Here is an 18,894-nt window from a genome sequence, read left to right on the forward strand (position 1 = left end):
TGACATATGCGTAGTTTAAATTTTATATTGTATATTTCCATCTTTAACGCTATAATTATAGTGTTAAAGATGGAATCGTGATATGACCTGTTATGAATCTATCGTTTTATTTATGAATAAATGGATTGGTATTTTAGCAAGATGTGCTAATAAACTACTCCACCATGATAATAACGTGCCGAAATGTGGTGCGTATATTTTCGTGGTGGAGTTTTTTTTATTCTCAAAAAGGGGGAAAGACCATGAATAACAACATGGTTCATATTACAATTGACGGAAAAAAGTATACAGCGGAGCCTGGTTCAACGATATTGGGTGTTATTAATGAGAACGGGATTGAACATCCGCAAATTTGTTACGTGCCAGAAGTAGATCCTATTCAAACATGTGACACTTGTATTGTAGAGGTTGACGGAAAGTTAGTGCGCTCTTGTTCGGCAGTAGTGACAGAAGGTATGAACATTGAACGTAATTCTGCTCATGCCAAAGAAGCACAAACAGAGGCAATGGATCGGTTACTAGAAAATCATTTATTATACTGTACAGTATGTGACAACAATAATGGGAACTGTAAACTGCATAATACAGCAGAATTAATGGAGATTGAACATCAAAAATATCCTTATGAACCAAAAGTAGATGCAAGTGAAGTTGATATGACGCATCCATTTTATCGCTACGATCCTAATCAATGTATTGCATGCGGTCAATGTGTTGAGGTGTGTCAAAACTTACAAGTAAATGAAACGTTATCAATAGACTGGGAAGCGGAACGTCCACGAGTTATTTGGGATGAAGGAGTAAATATTAATGATTCTTCATGCGTGAGCTGTGGTCAATGTGTAACCATTTGTCCTTGTAACGCTTTAATGGAGAAAACGATGCTCGGTGAAGCTGGATTTATGACGGGATTAAAACCAGATATTCTTGAACCGATGGTAGATTTAATTAAAGAAGTTGAGCCTGGATATAGCGGCATTTTTGCGGTATCAGAAGTGGAAGCGGCCATGCGTGATACTCGTACGAAGAAAACGAAAACAGTTTGTACATTTTGTGGTGTAGGTTGTTCATTTGAAGTGTGGACGAAAGGGCGTAAAATCCTTAAAGTACAACCTTCTTCTGATGCGCCAGTTAACGCAATTTCTACTTGTGTAAAAGGGAAATTCGGTTGGGATTTCGTAAATTCTAAAGAAAGAATTACAAAACCTTTAATTCGTAAAAATGGAACGTTTGTTGAATCTACATGGGAAGAAGCATTAAATGTAGTTGCAAGTAAATTAGGATCGATTAAAGAAGAGTACGGTAAAGATGCTGTCGGCTTTATTTCTTCATCTAAAATTACGAATGAAGACAATTATGTAATTCAGAAATTAGCTCGACAAGTATTTGAAACGAATAATATTGATAACTGCTCACGTTATTGTCAATCGCCAGCGACAGACGGATTATTCCGTACAATTGGTATGGGCGGAGATGCTGGAACGATTAAAGATATCGCAAAATCTGGTCTTGTTATTATTGTAGGTTGTAACCCGACAGAAGGTCATCCTGTTTTAGCTACGCGTATTAAACGTGCGCATAAATTACACGGACAAAAATTAATTGTGGCTGATCTTCGTAAAACAGAAATGGCAGAGCGTTCAGACGTCTTTATTAGTCCAAAACAAGGAACAGATCAAGTATGGTTAATGGCTGTTACGAAATATATGATTGACCAAGGCTGGCATGATCAACGATTTATTGATGAGAATGTAAACTTCTTTGAAGATTTTAAAGAGAGTCTTACAGAATATACACTTGAATATGCAGAAGAAATGACTGGTATTTCAAAAGAAGCACTTATTCAAATGGCTGAAATGATTCGTGATGCAGATGGTACATGTATCCTTTGGGGTATGGGAGTAACGCAAAATACAGGTGGATCGGATACTTCCGCGGCGATTTCAAACTTACTGCTTGCAACAGGTAATTATCGTCGTCCAGGTGCTGGGGCATATCCACTTCGAGGTCATAATAACGTACAAGGTGCTTGTGATATGGGTACTTTACCAGGATGGCTTCCTGGATATCAGCACGTTACGAACGATATGGAACGTGCGAAATTTGAAATGGCTTACGGAGTGAAAATTAATAGTGAACCAGGTCTTAATAATATTGAAATGCTTCACGCAATTGATGAAGGGAAAATGAAAGCTATGTATCTTGTCGGAGAGGATATGGCTCTTGTAGACTCTAATGCGAACCACGTACATGAAGTGTTATCAAGCCTTGATTTCTTCGTTGTACAAGACGTTTTCTTATCTAAAACTGCTCAATATGCAGATGTTGTATTACCGGCAGCACCCTCTCTTGAGAAAGAAGGTACTTTCACAAATACAGAGCGTCGTGTACAAAGATTGTATCAAGTTCTTCCTACGCTTGGAGATGCGAAGCCAGATTGGTGGATTGTGCAGGAGATTGCGAATAAATTAGGTGCAAACTGGAATTATAGCCATCCAAGTGAAATTTTTGCTGAGATGGCAAGTTTATCACCACTATTCTCACAAGCAAACTATGAAGTACTTGAGGGGTGGAATAGTTTCCATTGGGGAAGTTTTGATGGAACGAATACACCACTTCTGTTCCAAGATGGATTTAACTTCCCAGATAAAAGAGCTCGTTTTGCGATTGCTGATTGGGTACGTCCAGCTGAATTCCCAGCAGAGTTCGATCTTCACATTAATAACGGTCGTATGCTTGAACATTTCCATGAAGGAAATATGACAAATAAATCAACAGGTATTCAAACGAAAGTACCTGGCGTTTTCGTTGAAATTTCTCCAGCACTTGCAAAAGAACGTGGAGTGAAAACAGGTTCGTTAGTTCGTCTTATCTCTCCTTTTGGAGCGTTAAAATTACGTGCACTTGTAACAGATCGTGTAAAAGCGAATGAGTTATATTTACCGATGAACTCTACAGATAATGAAACAGCAATTAATTTCTTAACAGGTCCTGCTGTGGACGTACGTACGAACACACCTGCTTATAAACAGACGAAAGTGCGTATGGAAGTGCTAGAAGTTGATGGCGCAAATCCGATGCCAAAAGCGAACCCACGTAATAAAAAACGTCACCCTCAAGCTGGCATTGAGGTACATCGTAAGTGGGCACGTCCAGGGTATGTGCATTTAACGGATAAGTAGGAGGAGAAAAATATGGCTGCACCTATAAAAATGATTCAAAAACAAGAATTAACTGAGGAAGAAATAAAACAGCAAAAATTAGATGATTTAAAAGAGCTCCTAGCTAATAATGAAGAGGCTTTAAATCAAATGTTTAATATTGTTGGTGAATTAAATGACATCGGAATGCTAGAAGCTGCAAATTCTATGTTAAAGGCGAAAGAACCAATCGCAAAGATAGTTCTTGGTCAAGTAACTCGTGAACCTGTTACAAATTTAATTAATAATATGATGGGTGCTGCAGGTGCTTTAACAGAACTTGATCCGGAACTTACGAAAAAGCTTATAGGTAGTTTATTAGTAGGACTAGAAGAAGGTAATGAACATCTAGAGAGTAATAAAAAAGTAGGGGTATTCGATCTTATGAAAGTATTGAAAGACCCAGACATTAACCGTGCTATCGGGTTTGGGCTCCATTTCTTAAAAGGTATGGGTAAAGGGTTAAAAGACGAATAATCTTCATGAAGTGAATCTTTTCGCCCAAATGTTTGTACGAAATATTTTGGGCGGAAGGATCATTTTGGTAAAATATATAATAAAGTAAAATGAGGATTTTTTGGAGGTATAATTGTATGTCAAAAAAAGTACATGAATTTAATGATATGATACGAAAACTTCGAAAGGAACTTTTCGGAAAAGGACCGGAACGAATTCATACTGTTTTTGCTGAAAATATGGCGATTGCGACCCTTTACGGAAACTTAACACCTACTGAAAAATTCATTTCAAGTACGATGGACGGTGCGGAAATGGTTCATATGGCTAGAACGAAAATGATTCAAGAAGTGTATGCTGCGAATTCCCGTGAACATTTGGAGGAACTTGTTGGAGCGAAGTTAGTGAATTTATTTTCAGATATGAAAGTAGAAGAGGATATTGCAGTTTCGGTATTTGTTTTTGATAAAAATATAACGTGAGAGAAGGATACTGATCGTGAAACCGATACAGGTAGAAAGAGAAATCTTTCGTTATGAACAAGGGGCGTTTAAGCATATAGAGGACAGTATTGTAACAGAGTTTCCTGTCACGATTAAAATGAACGGACAGGAGTTTGTTACAATGGTTAGTACTCCAGAATATATAGAAGATATGGTAATAGGCTTTTTAGCATCTGAAGGAATCATCCGGAAGTATGAAGATATTGATGACATATGGGTACAAGAGAAAGAAGGATTTGTACATGTCACAACGAAAAAAGTGAATCCGTATTACGAACAAATGCAAAATAAACGTTATATTACTTCATGCTGTGGTATGAGTAGACAAGGGTTTGTTTTTGCAAATGATGCATTAAGCGCGAAAAAAATGAATGGCATACATGTACAGGTTGCTGCAGAAGACTGTTTTCGATTAATGAAAGAAATGCAGCAATCTGCAGAGACATTTCGTCATACAGGCGGCGTTCATAATGCATCTTTGTGTGATGTGAATGCTATTATTTTAAGCCGAATGGATATCGGCAGACATAATGCGTTAGATAAAATTTACGGTTATTGCTTAAAAAATAATATTTCTATAAGTGATAAAATCATTGTTTTTAGTGGTCGTATTTCTTCGGAAATATTATTGAAAGTTGCAAAGATTGGTTGTGAAATTATACTTTCAAAATCAGCTCCAACTGAGTTGGCTTTGCAGCTGGCTGAAGAATTAGGTATTACAACAATAGGGTTTATTCGAAATCAATCCTTAAATGTATATACGCATCCGGAGCGTGTTTTAAATATAAAATAAGTAAAAGCGAGGCAATAAATATGAAATCTGTCACATTAGACAAACTACAACGTCCTTTAAAGGATTTACGTATTTCTGTTACTGATCGCTGTAATTTCCGCTGTCGTTATTGTATGCCGGAAGAAATATTTGGTCCTGATTATTCGTTTTTGTCTAATGATAAAATTTTATCTTTTGATGAGATTGAAAGGATAACACGTATTTTTGTTTCTTTAGGTGTAAGAAAGTTACGAATTACGGGCGGAGAACCGTTACTTCGAAGAGGACTTCCGCAGCTTATTGAGCGCCTTAATAAAATAGGGGGTGTGGAGGATATAGGTTTAACAACCAATGGATCACTACTGAAAAAGTTTGCTCCTGATTTATATAAGGCGGGTTTATCACGTGTGACAGTTAGTTTAGATTCCTTAGAAGAAGATCGGTTTTTCTATTTGAATGGCAATAGAAGCAAAGTGCAAAGGGTCCTGGAAGGCATACAGGCTGCAGCTGAAGTTGGTATGAAAATTAAAATTAACATGGTCGTTCAAAAAGGGAAAAATGAACAAGATATTTTGCAGATGGCGCAATACTTTAAGGAAAATAAGCATATTCTTCGTTTTATTGAGTATATGGACGTTGGGAATTATAACGGTTGGGAATTAAGAGAGGTCGTCTCGAAACAAGAGATAGTAGATGCCATTCATCAAGTTATGCCATTAGAACGGATAGAAGCAAATTATGCAGGTGAAGTTGCGACTCGCTATCGTTATATTGGAAATGAAGAAGAGATAGGTATTATTTCATCAGTAACAGATTCCTTCTGTTCCTCATGTACGAGAGCACGTATTTCTGCAGAGGGAAAATTATATACTTGTTTGTTCGCTTCTAAAGGAAATGACTTGAGGGAACTACTTCGATCTGGATACACTGACGAGGAAATAACAGATATCGTACGTGATATATGGAACAACCGAGAAGATCGTTATTCAGATGAACGCTTAAGTCATACAAGTAAAAAAAGATCGCCTAAAATTGAAATGTCACATATTGGTGGTTGATATATAAGAGTGACGCTTTGAGGAAGTATATACAAAATGGAAAGTATGCAACGTTTGTAGATTTTCTATTCTATAGTAAAAGTGATGATTGATATCTCTGTAAAAGATGTGCAGAGAAATTAAGCAGCATTCAAAAACCTTTATTTTGAGGAGGTTTTTTGAAGCTGCTTTTTTATTTGGAGAAAATGGAGGAATTGGTAATGGCATTTCATAAACCGGAACAAATTGCTGAGCTTGTAATTGAGGCCGGTGTTCAAAAAGTAAGTCAGACGTTGCCAGCAATGCTTATTCTCGGTTTTTTAGGAGGAGCGTTTATTTCGTTAGGTTTTTTGCTTAACATTCGTGTTTTAGGTAATTTACCTGAGCGCTGGGGTAGTTTAGTCAATGTTTTAGGAGGAGCGGTTTTCCCTGTTGGATTAATGCTCGTCGTATTAGCAGGAGGAGAATTAATTACCGGAAATATGATGTCACTATCTATGGCGCTATATGCAAAGAAAATTACATTGGTTAGTGTGCTAAATAACTGGGTTTGGATTACTTTCATGAATTTTGTAGGAGCTATTTTCGTAGCGTATTGTTTCGGTCATCTTGGCGGATTAACAGAGGGAGATTATTTAAATAAAACGGTAGCGATAGCAGAAGGAAAGTTACATGAATCATTTGGGAGAACTTTAATTTTAGCAATTGGGTGTAATTGGCTCGTTTGTTTGGCGCTTTGGCTCGCTTATGGGACGAGTGATTTTGTCGGAAAAATAATCGGAATTTGGATTCCAATTATGGCATTTGTAGTGATTGGATTTCAGCAAGTGGTAGCAAATATGTTTGTTATTTCAGCAGTTATTTTTGCAGGTCATCTGACGTGGATGGATCTTGCTAGAAATTTTGTTCCTGTTTTTATCGGAAATGTAATTGGGGGAGCTGGATTTGTTGGATTTGCTTATTTTGCTTGTTATCAAAAACAACATTCTAATATGAAATAGAGTTCGTGAGAGGAAGGATATGTAATGGCTGAGCGGTATTCACGACAACAGTTGTTCAAACCAATTGGGAGTAGAGGGCAAGAAAAAATTCGGAATAAACATGTGTTAATTGTAGGAGCAGGCGCATTAGGAAGTGCAAGTGCCGAAAGTTTCGTACGTGCAGGTATTGGCAAGTTGACGATTATTGATCGTGACTACGTTGAATGGAGTAATTTACAAAGGCAACAATTGTACTCTGAACAAGATGTGAGAGAGAAAATACCGAAAGCAATCGCTGCTAAAAATCGGCTAGAACAAATTAATTCGGAAGTACAAATACATGCTTTCGTAATGGATGCAGTTGCAGAAAATATGGAAGACCTATTAAAAAATGTAGATGTAATAATTGATGCAACAGATAATTTTGATATTCGATTTGTAATAAATGATTTATCACAAAAACATAATATTCCTTGGGTATATGGTTCTTGCGTTGGATCGTACGGTATGAGTTATACGGTTATTCCGCAAGAGACACCATGTTTACATTGTGTGCTGAAGAACGTTCCTGTTACAGGTGTGACATGTGATACAGCTGGAATTATTAGCCCGACTGTTCAAGTTGTCGCAGCATATCAAGTGGCGGAAGCATTCAAAATTTTAGTAGGAGATTTCTCAGCAATTAGAAAAACATTTTTCATGTTTGATATATGGAGTAATCAAAACCATTTTATAAAACTAGGGAAAAGCAAAACAGACGATTGCCCTTCGTGCGGTTCGAATCGAACTTATCCTTATTTATCATACGAAAACCAAACGAAGGTAGCTGCTTTATGCGGAAGAAATACAGTGCAAATTAGGCCAGTAGAAAATAGAAAGTACGATTTTGACGATATAGAAAAAGTATTAAACAAACTAGGGAAAGTAGAGCGGAATCTGTATTTACTATCTTGCCAACTAGATGATTACCGCGTCGTTATTTTTCGGGATGGTCGTGTTTTCATTCATGGTACAAATGATATTTCGAAAGCGAAACAATTATATTATCGCGTATTCGGTTAATAGAAAGGGTTGTCAATAATGGAAAGAAGAGTGCCAATTACGGTTGAAGAAGCTGTTCGTAAAGTAATGGGATTTACTAATGAGGGATTAAAGGAACTACTACCTATTGAATTAGCTTACGGACGTATATTAGCGGAGGATTTAGTAGCTGACCATGATGTACCTTCATTCAATCGTTCACCGTATGATGGGTTTGCTATTAGAGCAGAAGATACGAATTTAGCGGGTTATGAAACGCCAATTGTATTTAAAGTAGTTGGTGAAATTGGCGCAGGATCGCTATTCGATGAGAAAGTAGGTCCGTTTCAAGCGGTTCGAATTATGACGGGAGCACAAATTCCGAATGGGTGTGATGCGGTTGTTATGTTAGAGCTGACTCGTCAATATGAGGAAGCTGGCAACAATTATATGGAAGTGAAGCGATCATTCAAAATGGGCGACAATATTTCTTTTCAAGGTGAAGATGCTCGTAAAGGAACGGTTCTTGCAAAAAAAGGATCATACATTCATCCAGGGATTTCAGCTCTTCTTGCTACGTTCGGATATAGTGAGGTACCAGTGGCGAGAAAGCCTGTAATTGGATTGTTAGCGACTGGTAGTGAATTACTGGATGTAAATGATTCATTACAGCCAGGGAAAATCCGAAATAGTAATACGTATATGATATTGTCTCAAATTCGAAGAGCGGGCGGAAGAGTAAAATGTTTTGGGAAGTTTAGCGATGATTTTCATACATGTTTCACAGCTGTAAAAGAAGCGTTAAGCCAAGTGGATATGCTCATTACAACAGGCGGTGTATCAGTAGGGGATTACGATTATTTACCAGCTATTTACGAAAAGTTAGGTGCATCGGTTCTTTTCAATAAAGTTGCAATGCGGCCAGGAAGTGTTACGACTGTAGCGCAATTAAATGGCAAGTTATTATTTGGTTTATCAGGAAATCCATCTGCTTGTTACGTAGGATTTGAATTATTTGTAAGGCCGTGTATTCGGACGTATATGTTTAGTGAAAAAGCACATGTAAAAAGAGAAAAAGCGTTATTAGGAGAAGATTTTTTAAAACCAAATCCATTTACAAGATTTGTGCGAGCAAAACTGACATATAACGAAGGGCAATTAATTGCTTATCCGTCAGGGTTTGATAAATCTAGCTCGGTTTCTTCTCTAGCAGAGACAAATATATTTATTGTACTTCCAGGTGGTACGAGAGGTTATAAAAAAGATATGTTCGTAGATGTTCTCTTGCTGGAAGATAACGAAGGTAGTGAATGGCCTTGGGCATTTTATAAAGTGAGAGGTGTTTCTAATGGGACAAGCGCTATTTGAGATTGTAGATATACCGATTGTAGTTGAAGAAGTAACGAATAAAGTCGCAAGAAGAGAAGCAGGTGCAATTACAACTTTTATTGGTACGGTGAGAGAGTTAACAAAAGGAAAACGAACATTACATTTAGAGTATGAAGCATATAAACCGATGGCAGTAAAACAACTTACGAAAATTGGTGAAGAAATTAATGGAAAATGGCCGGACGCAAAAGTAGCAATTACGCACCGAGTAGGGCGGTTAGAAATCATGGACATTGCGGTCGTTATTGCAGTTTCATCACCGCATCGTAAAGTAGCGTATGAAGCGAATGAATACGCGATTGAACGTATAAAACGAATCGTCCCAATTTGGAAAAAAGAATTTTGGGAAGATGGAACGATGTGGATTGGAGATCAAATTGAAAATACGGCATATCCGGATGGAAAACCGAAGAAGGAAGAATGAGAAGATGATTACAATTTTATTGTTCGCAAATTTACGTGAGGAAGTCGGATCGGATCGACTAGTAATTTTAGAAAAGCAAGAAATGACAGTTCAGCAATTAAAAGAATGGCTCAAAGCAAGCTGCTGCTTACAATCGCTTGATAGAGTGATGGTGGCTGTTAATGAAGAGTTTGTAACGGATGAAGAGATGATAAAAGCTGGAGATATAGTCGCATTAATCCCGCCCGTTAGTGGGGGATAATAAGCTTTTTCGCCAAGAAGATGTTGTATATAAATTCGAATACGAGAAGGGATGAGTTCTATGATTACTCAAGAACAAATAATGAACGCATTAAAACATGTAGAGGATCCGGAGTTACACAAAAGTATTGTAGAATTAAATATGGTTAGAAATATACAAATGAATGGAACAGAGGTTAAACTTGAAGTAGTGCTAACGATTCAAGGTTGTCCATTAAAGGCAAAAATTCAACAAGATGTGGAAGAGTCTCTTCAGGCAATTGGTGCATCTAAAGTAGATTTGACATTTGGTTCTATGACACAAGAAGAACGAGCTGCGCTAACAGAGAAGTTAAAGAAAAATAGTAGAACAGAAACTGGAATGCCGAGCATGCTTCGCCTTGATTCAGGGATACGATTTATTACTGTAACGAGCGGTAAAGGTGGAGTTGGAAAATCAACGGTGACAATTAACCTTGCCACTGCTTTAGCTCGTATGGGCAAAAAAGTGGGGATATTAGATGCAGATATATATGGTTTTAGCATTCCAGCTATGATGGAAACGAATCAAAAACCGACGATGATTGATCAAACAGCAATTCCAGTTGTTAGTCACGGTGTTAAAATTATGTCGATGGGATTTTTTACGGAAGGAAATAACCCAGTTATGTGGCGCGGACCGATGTTAAATAAATGGATTCAAAATTTCCTTGCGAATACGCACTGGGGGGAATTAGATTATTTACTTCTTGATTTACCACCTGGCACAGGAGATGTAGCTATTGATGTTGCAGCAATGATCCCGCAGGCGCAAGAAATTATCGTTACAACACCACACAACGTAGCTTCATTCGTAGCATCTAGAGTAGGTGTTATGGCAAAACATACGAAACACGAGATTTTAGGGATTGTAGAAAATATGGCTTATTATGAAGAACAAGATGGATCGAAAAATTATCTCTTCGGAAAAGGTGGCGGCGAAATGCTTGCAGAACAATTGCAAACAGAAGTGATTGCACAAATACCTTTTGCAAAACGAGAAGAAAATAATGGTTCATCTGTATATGATGAAGAGTCTCTTGTAGGAGAAGTGTTTACATCGTTAGCGGAGGATATTATTTATAGAGGATAGAGGGGGAAGTTTAGTATGGCGTGTAATATCGATCATTCTATGGAAGATGTAATGAATAAGCTTGAAAGTCAAAAGAGTTTTTTGCCTAAAGAGATTTTTACAGGATTGAAGGGATTTTTGCAAGGTAATCATTCACAGGAAATATTAAATGATATCTTTCATCTTTTAAAAAAGTATGACTTAGTTAGTGAAGAAGAACGAGAGATGAGAAATACTCAATTATTGCTGATTATAAAATAAATACGCTTTGGCTTTTGTTTTTTTGCAGAGGAGGTGAATGTAATGGATATGAAAAAGATGATTGAAACGATAGAAGCAACTAAAGTGACTGACGAAGAATTATCGATTTCTACTTTACATCAAAAGCTTGTGAAGTTGTATAGTCAAAAAGATAGTGCGGAGTATACGGAGATATTAAAATATATTTTATCATTATCCGTGCAGCTGAACCTACATTTCGTATTGAAATATTTTGGTGTGCGCCCGGTTGTTGCTGCAGATGAACGTATGCAATTTCAAGAGATATTTAAATGTTTAGCTAAGAAAGATGATAATGGGGAATGGTTTCTAAATTTCGTTTCTTTATATGTAGGACTAATTGTAGTTCTGCATTTTGATGAAAAAGAGATTGAGAGAAGTTTTTTCGATGATATGGTAGTGGATGAAGGGAAGGCAATATAAGATTCTGCTCATAATATCTTTCTATTTAATTGCTTTAACTGCAATTTTAGTTGGTTATTTAAATATAAAGGTAACTAATTAATAAAAAGAGTTCTTCAGTTGTTTCCATCGTTTTTTCATGTTACCATTAAGCGAATTTTTCATAGGGAGAGAAAGCGATGAAATGGATTTATTTTATTATTATTAACGTTATAGCTTTTAGCCTTATGGGGCTTGATAAACGAAAAGCGAAGAAGAAACAGTGGAGAACGCCAGAAAGTACGTTGTTTTTATCAGCGGTAGCTGGAGGCGCAGTTGGTGCTTGGATTGGTATGTATATGTTTCACCATAAAACACATAAAAAGAAATTTGTTTTCGGTATACCGTTACTTGTCGTTATAACAGTATGTTTACTTTTTGCTGTATGAGAAATGTCGAAAGAATTGCAGATTGATTATTGGTAAAGTGAGCATGCGGGACCGTATAATGGAGAAAAATGAGAAGAGGAGAAAAGGGAAGATGGGGAGTCAATCAGCACAGCAAAAAAAAGGGATTATATATGCGGCTGGTGCTTATACGATGTGGGGAATCCTACCAATCTATTGGAAATGGGTTGAGGAAGTTCCAGCAGATGAAATATTAGCACACCGCATCGTTTGGGCGTTCGTTTTTATGTTACTTGTGTTAGGTGTTACGAAAAGGTTTCGTCAGTTTATTGGGGAGTTCGTGAATCTTTTTAAACGACCTAAATTATTAATGTCATTAACAATAGCTTCAGTCTTGATTAGCGGAAACTGGTTTGTCTACATATGGGCCGTTAATCATAATCATGTCATTGAAGCAAGTCTTGGATATTATATTAATCCGCTTATTAGTATTTTACTTGGTACAGTCGTTTTAAAGGAAAAGTTAAACTTTTGGCAATATGTTGCAGTTGGTTTAGCTGGAATAGGGGTTATCATTTTAACAGTCCGTTTCGGATCTATTCCGTGGGTTTCTTTATCACTTGCCTTTTCATTTGGATTATACGGATTAACAAAAAAATTGTTAAACTATGATGCGACAATTGGTCTTACGATGGAAACAATGTTAGTGACGCCGTTTGCGATTATCTATCTCGTTATGACAGGAGCGCATGGATTCGGTTCATTTGGATCTATTTCCATGTCATCGACGTTACTATTAATAGGAGCAGGCATTGTTACAGCTTTACCACTTTTTTATTTTGCAAAAGGAGCACAACTTATTCCGCTTTATATGGTAGGATTTTTACAATATATTGCACCAACGATTAGTTTAATTTTAGGTGTATTCGTATTTGGTGAACATTTCACATCTACTCATATGATGGCATTTTTCTGTATATGGGTTGCATTATTTGTGTTTTCAATAGCGAAAACAAAGTTTTTAGTGCAGAAACAACCGAAATTTATAAAAAATAAATCAGCAAAAGTATCATAATGCGTAGTATTTTCTACGCATTTTTCTTTATACTGATACTATATAGATTTCCATTATAGTCAGTAGGGAGCTGAGAACGTGGAAACAATTTTACATAATGATCCGCTTATGGCCGCTGTAATTTCATGGTTTCTAGCACAATTAACGAAAGTAGTCTTTAAATTATTCAAAACGGGTGAATTTGATTTTGCAAAGTTTTTCGCTTCAGGTGGGATGCCGAGTTCTCATGCTTCAACTGTTACAGCACTTGCGACAGGTGTTGGCGTTGTGGAAGGTGTGGAAAGTACCTTATTTGCTATTGCTGCTATCTTTGCAATAATTGTTATGTATGATGCTTCAGGAGTAAGACTTGCAGTTAGTAAACAAGCGAAAATATTGAATGAGTTCTTTCACGGTAGACAAACAGAATATAAGAAGTTAAATGAACTTGTCGGGCATACACCGTATGAAGTAGTAGTCGGTGCTTTAGTAGGGATTATTGTCGGAGTGGGATATTGCTTATGAGCAGAACATTTTATATGTTCTGTTTTTCTTTGTTTTCATACATATTTAGCTACCTTTTTGAATATCGTTATACGGATTTCGAAAGGGTGGGTGAGTAACTTGTTATTATATGAAAAAGTGCATGAAGAAATAGCGAGAAGAACAACTGCACTTCAAACGATGCAACGGCAAGATGGTACGTGGCAGTTTTGTTTTGAAGGAGCACCATTAACAGATTGCCATATGATTTTTTTATTAAAATTATTAGGTAGAGATAAAGAGATAGAACCGTTTGTAAAAAGATTAGCATCACTTCAAACAAATGAAGGAACATGGAAATTGTATGAAGACGAAGTGGGTGGCAATTTATCTGCTACAATTCAATCTTATACTGCCTTACTAGCTTCAAAAAAATATACAAAAGAAGATGCGAATATGAGGCGAGCCGAAATGTTTATTAAGGAACGTGGAGGCGTGGCGCGTGCTCATTTTATGACGAAGTTTTTATTAGCAATTCATGGAGAATATGAATACCCTTCGCTTTTTCATTTGCCAACACCGATTATGTTTCTGCAAAATGATTCAGCCCTCAGTATATTTGAATTGAGTAGCTCAGCACGTATCCATTTAATTCCGATGATGGTTTGTTTAAATAAAAGATTTCGAGTAGGAAAAAAGTTACTGCCAAATTTAAATCATATCGCAGGCGGGGGCGGGGAATGGTTTCGGGAGGAGCGGTCTCCGTTGTTTCAAACGTTATTAAGTGATGTAAAACAAATTATATCGTATCCACTTTCTTTACACCATAAAGGATATGAGGAAGTCGAACGTTTTATGAAAGAGCGTATTGATGAAAATGGAACGTTATATAGTTACGCAACTGCCTCATTTTATATGATTTATGCTTTACTCGCGTTAGGACATTCTCTTCAATCATCGATGATTCAAAAAGCTATAGCAGGGATAACATCTTATATATGGAAGATGGAAAGAGGGAATCATTTGCAAAACTCTCCTTCAACTGTATGGGATACGGCTTTACTCAGCTATACGTTACAAGAGGCCCACGCTTCGAAAGATAATAAGATGATTCAACATGCAACAGCGTATGTATTAAAAAAACAGCATACAAAAAAAGCTGATTGGAGCGTACATGCTCCGGCGCTGACTCCAGGCGGTTGGGGTTTTTCGGATGTGAATACGACAATTCCAGATGTCGATGATACAACAGCTGTGCTAAGAGCGTTGGCAAGAAGTAGAGGGAACGAAAATGTAGATAATGCTTGGAAGAAAGGGGTTAATTGGGTTAAAGGATTACAAAATAATGATGGTGGTTGGGGAGCGTTTGAAAAAGGTGTGACGAGTAATTTATTAGCAAATTTACCAATCGAAAATGCAAGCGATATGATTACAGATCCCTCTACACCAGATATTACAGGAAGAGTGTTAGAGCTTTTCGGGACATACGCGCAAAATGAATTGCCTGAGAAACAAAAACAAAGTGCGATAAATTGGTTAATGAATGTGCAAGAGGAAAATGGATCATGGTATGGGAAATGGGGGATTTGTTATATATATGGTACGTGGGCTGTTATGACTGGTTTACGGTCACTCGGAATTCCATCTAGCAATCCATCAATGAAAAGAGCAGCTTTATGGTTAGAACATATACAGCATGAAGATGGTGGGTGGGGGGAATCGTGCCACAGTAGCGTGGAAAAAAGGTTCGTTACTTTACCATTTAGTACACCATCCCAAACAGCTTGGGCGTTAGATGCTCTCATTTCTTACCATGATGAAGAAACACCAGCTATTCGAAAAGGTATTTCATATTTGCTTGCGAATCCTTATGTGAATGAAAAATATCCTACCGGAACAGGTTTGCCAGGTGGGTTTTATATTCGTTATCATAGCTATGCCTATATATATCCGCTACTTACTTTGGCACATTATATAAAAAAATATAGAAAATAAACCGAGAGGATATCTCTCGGTTTATTTTGTTGGGTAGTAGGTCCCTGTTGAAAAGAATAAGGTTGTGCGTTCCTTATTTTTCTGTTGACTGGCGTTTTTGACGTGCATCAGCGGCATTTGCACGTGCGTTTGCTTCTAAGTCATTGTGGTCAGCGAGTTCGCGAGAGAACTCAACATCAATGCCATCAGCAGCTTTGTTTTGCTTGAAATTTTTTTTGTTCATTCGACACAATCTCCTTGTGTTTTATGCGACGTTGCAAAGTTAGTTTGACACAAATAGACTTTTTTATACAAAGAGGAATTGGGAAGCAAAGAGCCGAAATATACAGTATAAGTAATAGAAATGAGGGATAGGGATGGAGTTTTTAAATGGGAAAACAGCTGTAGTAACAGGAGCTGCACAGGGAATTGGAAAAGAGATTGCAAGGGTTTATGCAAAACTAGGGGCGAAAGTATTAATTAGCGATGTAAATGAAGAGAAGCTACAAAAAACGACACGTGAATTATCAGATGAAGGATATGAAGTGAAGCAGTATCGTTGTGATGTGAGTAATCAAAATGATGCGAAGTCCTTAATTGAATACGCTGTCCAAACATTTGGTACACTGCACATTTTAGTAAATAATGCAGGAATTACGCGAGATGCAATGTTACATAAAATGGAGAAACCTGCATGGGAACAAGTACTGCAAGTAAATTTAACAGGTGTTTTTTATTGTATGCAACCAGCGCTTCTTTACATGAGACAACAAGGGTATGGACGCATTATTAATATATCTTCAATTAGTAGAGAAGGAAACATAGGTCAAGCGAATTATGCTGCTACAAAGGCAGGAGTTGTAGGTTTAACGAAAACAGCGGCGAAAGAAGTTGGAAGCTTCGGCATTACGTGCAATGCGATTTGTCCAGGGTTTATGGATACAGATATGACAAAAACGATACCAGATAAAGTGAAAGAAAAGATGGTTGGCGCAATTCCAGTTGGTAGAATTGGAACGCCAGAAGATATTGCGAACGCAGCAGCCTTTTTAGCATCAGAATACGCATCCTATATTACAGGAGAAGTATTGAATGTGAGCGGAGGACTACAAGTTTAAAGGAATACATAATGAAAAGAACCTGACCGGATAGGCCAGGTTCTTTTTTCGTTAATTTAAGTTGAGCCAAACGCTCTTCACTTCTGTATAGTTATTTAATGCGTAAGATCCCATTTCACGGCCAAGACCGGATTGTTTAAATCCTCCAAATGGAGATGCTGCATCAAAGACGTTATAACAGTTTACCCATACAGTACCAGCACGTACTTTACTTGCAACATAGTGTGCTGTTTTAACATTTTCTGTCCACACACCAGCCGCTAAGCCGAATTGTGATTTATTTGCACGTTCAATTACTTCATCAATATCGTTAAAAGGTATTGCAGAAATAACTGGACCGAAAATTTCTTCTTTTGCGATCGTCATTTCGTCATTTACGTCAGCGAATACTGTAGGAGAAACGAAGTAGCCTTGATCGAATGGATTACTTCCTCCGCAAAGTACTTCAGCACCTTCTTCAATTCCTTTTTCAATGTAGCCCATTACACGTTTTTGTTGTTCTTCAGAAACGAGAGGACCGATTGTAGTTTCTGGACTTAAGCCAGCACCTTGATTTAATTTTTTAGAGTAAAGGACAAGGTCAGCCATGACATTATCATACATTTTCTTCGGAACAAATAAGCGTGATCCAGCAGAGCATACTTGTCCTTGGTTAAACATAACACCAGAAAGTGCACCAGGAATCGCGCGAGATAAATCAGCATCTGGCAAGATGATATTTGGTGATTTACCGCCTAACTCAAGTGTAACGCGTTTTAATGATTCAGATGCTTGTCGCATAATTTGTTTACCAACTGGAGTAGAACCAGTAAATGCAATTTTATCAACGAGTGGATGATTAACAAGAGCCTGTCCAGCTGATTCACCGAATCCAGGAACGATATTAATAACACCTTTCGGGAACCCAGCTTCTTCAATTAATTCAGCTAAGTATAGAGCGGATAGTGGAGTTTGCTCTGCAGGTTTTAAAACGATTGTACATCCTGTAGCAAGCGCCGCTCCCATTTTCCACATTGCCATAAGAAGTGGGAAGTTCCAAGGAATAATTTGACCAACGACACCAACAGCTTCATGGCGTGTATAGTTAAAATAATCACCGGAAACAGGAATTGTTTGACCAACGATTTTCGTAGCCCAGCCAGCATAATAGCGCATATGTTCAATTGCAAGTGGTATGTCTGCTGCCATTGTTTCACGGATTGGCTTTCCGTTATCTAACGTTTCGAGCTGTGCAAGCTCTTCTTTATGTTCTTCCATTAAATCAGCTAACTTGTACATAAGACGGCTTCGCTCAGCAGTGCTCATGCGAGACCAAGGACCTTCGTCGAAAGCCATGCGAGCTGCAACGACAGCTTTATGAATATCTTCTCGACCAGCTTCAGAAACGACGGCAAGTGTTTCGCCGGTTGCTGGGTTAGGTGTTTTAAATGTTTTTCCGGAAGCGCTTTCGATAAAAGATCCATTCACATATAACTTTTTTGTACCTTGAAGAAACTTTTCTACCTTTTCATGAAGATTTACAGCTAGTTGACTCATTGTATAACCCCCTTGAAAATATAATGTAAACGCAGTACGAGACGGCGTTTATTCCGAAATCAAGGATGTGGGAACTAGATGGAAAGCCTCTAATTTTAATCATAATTAACAAATACTGAAAATTCAAATTTCATTTGTGTTACAATTGTAAAAAATATGTAATGTAAGAGAAACTTCTATATGATTATAAAAAATCCTGCTTGTTTTTGCTTTCTAGTAGGAAAAACTAGAAGAACAATGGTACAATAATACATCGTGAGAGGAGGGAGAAAATGAAGAATTATCATGATGATCCACGCTTTCGAATTGCCCATAGAGAAGCGTTAATTGGTCTTGGACTTGCTATTATCAATTTTATAATATGGTACGGATTTGCTTATGGGCTTGGTAGTGAAAATCCAAGTGAATATACATATGTATTCGGTTTTCCAGCATGGTTTTTTTATAGCTGTATCGTTGGATTTATCGTTATGGTTATTTTACTTAGTTTAGTTGTTCGTTTTGTATTTCAAGATATTTCACTCGATGAGGAAGAAAAAAGTGAGGAATAA

General features: G+C 37.3%; 21 protein-coding genes. 19 read left to right on the top strand and 2 right to left on the bottom strand.

Going from position 1 to position 18,894, the window contains the following annotated elements; translation table 11 throughout:
• Window positions 1–242: 242 nt before the first annotated feature.
• The 17 genes from fdhF (at window position 243) to AC1Q8N_RS22210 (ending at window position 15,710) form a co-directional block, all read left to right on the top strand.
• Window positions 243–3,182, top strand: coding sequence for a formate dehydrogenase subunit alpha (gene fdhF, locus AC1Q8N_RS22130; RefSeq protein ID WP_098077952.1), 2,940 nt, complete (start codon window positions 243–245; stop codon window positions 3,180–3,182).
• Window positions 3,183–3,194: 12 nt separating this feature from the next.
• The gene (locus AC1Q8N_RS22135; RefSeq protein ID WP_000729894.1) at window positions 3,195–3,677 is read left to right on the top strand and encodes a helical membrane plugin domain-containing protein; all 483 of its coding nucleotides are present in this window, start codon (window positions 3,195–3,197) and stop codon (window positions 3,675–3,677) included.
• A 116-nt stretch (window positions 3,678–3,793) separates the two neighbouring features.
• Window positions 3,794–4,138 (top strand): Na-translocating system protein MpsC family protein, encoded by a 345-nt coding sequence (locus AC1Q8N_RS22140; RefSeq protein ID WP_000039582.1) that lies wholly within the window; start codon window positions 3,794–3,796, stop codon window positions 4,136–4,138.
• Window positions 4,139–4,154: 16 nt separating this feature from the next.
• Entirely contained in the window at window positions 4,155–4,952 is a 798-nt protein-coding gene (gene fdhD, locus AC1Q8N_RS22145) for a formate dehydrogenase accessory sulfurtransferase FdhD (RefSeq protein WP_098068969.1), read from the top strand.
• 20 nt (window positions 4,953–4,972) lie between these two features.
• Window positions 4,973–5,989 (top strand): GTP 3',8-cyclase MoaA, encoded by a 1,017-nt coding sequence (gene moaA, locus AC1Q8N_RS22150; protein WP_098077955.1) that lies wholly within the window; start codon window positions 4,973–4,975, stop codon window positions 5,987–5,989.
• A 200-nt stretch (window positions 5,990–6,189) separates the two neighbouring features.
• Window positions 6,190–6,969 (top strand): formate channel, encoded by a 780-nt coding sequence (locus tag AC1Q8N_RS22155; RefSeq protein ID WP_033656377.1) that lies wholly within the window; start codon window positions 6,190–6,192, stop codon window positions 6,967–6,969.
• Window positions 6,970–6,993: 24 nt separating this feature from the next.
• Window positions 6,994–8,010: a molybdopterin-synthase adenylyltransferase MoeB gene (locus AC1Q8N_RS22160; RefSeq protein WP_000840959.1), complete on the top strand. Its 1,017-nt coding sequence runs from the start codon at window positions 6,994–6,996 to the stop codon at window positions 8,008–8,010.
• 18 nt (window positions 8,011–8,028) lie between these two features.
• Window positions 8,029–9,336, top strand: coding sequence for a molybdopterin molybdotransferase MoeA (gene moeA / locus AC1Q8N_RS22165; RefSeq protein WP_098642781.1), 1,308 nt, complete (start codon window positions 8,029–8,031; stop codon window positions 9,334–9,336).
• The gene (gene moaE, locus AC1Q8N_RS22170) at window positions 9,317–9,781 is read left to right on the top strand and encodes a molybdopterin synthase catalytic subunit MoaE (protein ID WP_000529379.1); all 465 of its coding nucleotides are present in this window, start codon (window positions 9,317–9,319) and stop codon (window positions 9,779–9,781) included. The genes moeA and moaE overlap by 20 nt, the downstream gene beginning before the upstream one ends.
• 4 nt (window positions 9,782–9,785) lie before the next feature.
• On the top strand, window positions 9,786–10,022 hold the full coding sequence (gene moaD, locus AC1Q8N_RS22175) for a molybdopterin converting factor subunit 1 (RefSeq protein ID WP_000628495.1): 237 nt from the start codon (window positions 9,786–9,788) through the stop codon (window positions 10,020–10,022).
• A 60-nt stretch (window positions 10,023–10,082) separates the two neighbouring features.
• Window positions 10,083–11,132 (top strand): P-loop NTPase, encoded by a 1,050-nt coding sequence (locus tag AC1Q8N_RS22180; protein WP_000632629.1) that lies wholly within the window; start codon window positions 10,083–10,085, stop codon window positions 11,130–11,132.
• Window positions 11,133–11,147: 15 nt separating this feature from the next.
• On the top strand, window positions 11,148–11,372 hold the full coding sequence (locus tag AC1Q8N_RS22185; protein ID WP_000752391.1) for a hypothetical protein: 225 nt from the start codon (window positions 11,148–11,150) through the stop codon (window positions 11,370–11,372).
• A 42-nt stretch (window positions 11,373–11,414) separates the two neighbouring features.
• On the top strand, window positions 11,415–11,813 hold the full coding sequence (locus tag AC1Q8N_RS22190) for a nucleoside triphosphate pyrophosphohydrolase family protein (protein WP_000367292.1): 399 nt from the start codon (window positions 11,415–11,417) through the stop codon (window positions 11,811–11,813).
• Window positions 11,814–11,971: 158 nt separating this feature from the next.
• Window positions 11,972–12,220 carry a DUF1294 domain-containing protein gene (locus tag AC1Q8N_RS22195; protein ID WP_000871331.1) on the top strand — a complete coding sequence of 83 codons (249 nt, stop codon included), beginning with the start codon at window positions 11,972–11,974 and terminating at the stop codon, window positions 12,218–12,220.
• Window positions 12,221–12,311: 91 nt separating this feature from the next.
• The gene (gene rarD, locus AC1Q8N_RS22200; protein WP_000535553.1) at window positions 12,312–13,253 is read left to right on the top strand and encodes an EamA family transporter RarD; all 942 of its coding nucleotides are present in this window, start codon (window positions 12,312–12,314) and stop codon (window positions 13,251–13,253) included.
• A 78-nt stretch (window positions 13,254–13,331) separates the two neighbouring features.
• Window positions 13,332–13,757 (top strand): divergent PAP2 family protein, encoded by a 426-nt coding sequence (locus AC1Q8N_RS22205; RefSeq protein WP_000447816.1) that lies wholly within the window; start codon window positions 13,332–13,334, stop codon window positions 13,755–13,757.
• Between the two features lie 99 nt (window positions 13,758–13,856).
• Window positions 13,857–15,710, top strand: coding sequence for a terpene cyclase/mutase family protein (locus AC1Q8N_RS22210; RefSeq protein WP_000928142.1), 1,854 nt, complete (start codon window positions 13,857–13,859; stop codon window positions 15,708–15,710).
• A 73-nt stretch (window positions 15,711–15,783) separates the two neighbouring features.
• Here the strand turns inward: AC1Q8N_RS22210 and AC1Q8N_RS22215 are convergent, their stop codons facing one another.
• Window positions 15,784–15,933 (bottom strand): YfhD family protein, encoded by a 150-nt coding sequence (locus AC1Q8N_RS22215; protein WP_001035806.1) that lies wholly within the window; start codon window positions 15,931–15,933, stop codon window positions 15,784–15,786.
• A 133-nt stretch (window positions 15,934–16,066) separates the two neighbouring features.
• Between AC1Q8N_RS22215 and fabG the strand changes: the two genes are divergently transcribed.
• Complete coding sequence (gene fabG / locus AC1Q8N_RS22220) at window positions 16,067–16,807, top strand: 3-oxoacyl-ACP reductase FabG (protein WP_000395031.1); 741 nt, start codon at window positions 16,067–16,069, stop codon at window positions 16,805–16,807.
• A gap of 51 nt (window positions 16,808–16,858) precedes the next feature.
• On the opposite strand, the gene dhaS is transcribed toward fabG, so the two are convergent.
• Complete coding sequence (gene dhaS / locus AC1Q8N_RS22225) at window positions 16,859–18,343, bottom strand: aldehyde dehydrogenase DhaS (protein ID WP_000080277.1); 1,485 nt, start codon at window positions 18,341–18,343, stop codon at window positions 16,859–16,861.
• 272 nt (window positions 18,344–18,615) lie between these two features.
• Here dhaS and AC1Q8N_RS22230 point away from each other — a divergent pair, with 272 nt between their 5' ends.
• Window positions 18,616–18,894, top strand: a complete 279-nt coding sequence (locus AC1Q8N_RS22230; RefSeq protein WP_000800717.1) for a YhdT family protein — start codon at window positions 18,616–18,618, stop codon at window positions 18,892–18,894.

The organism is Bacillus sp. GW823-FHT06B01 (assembly GCF_058952315.1).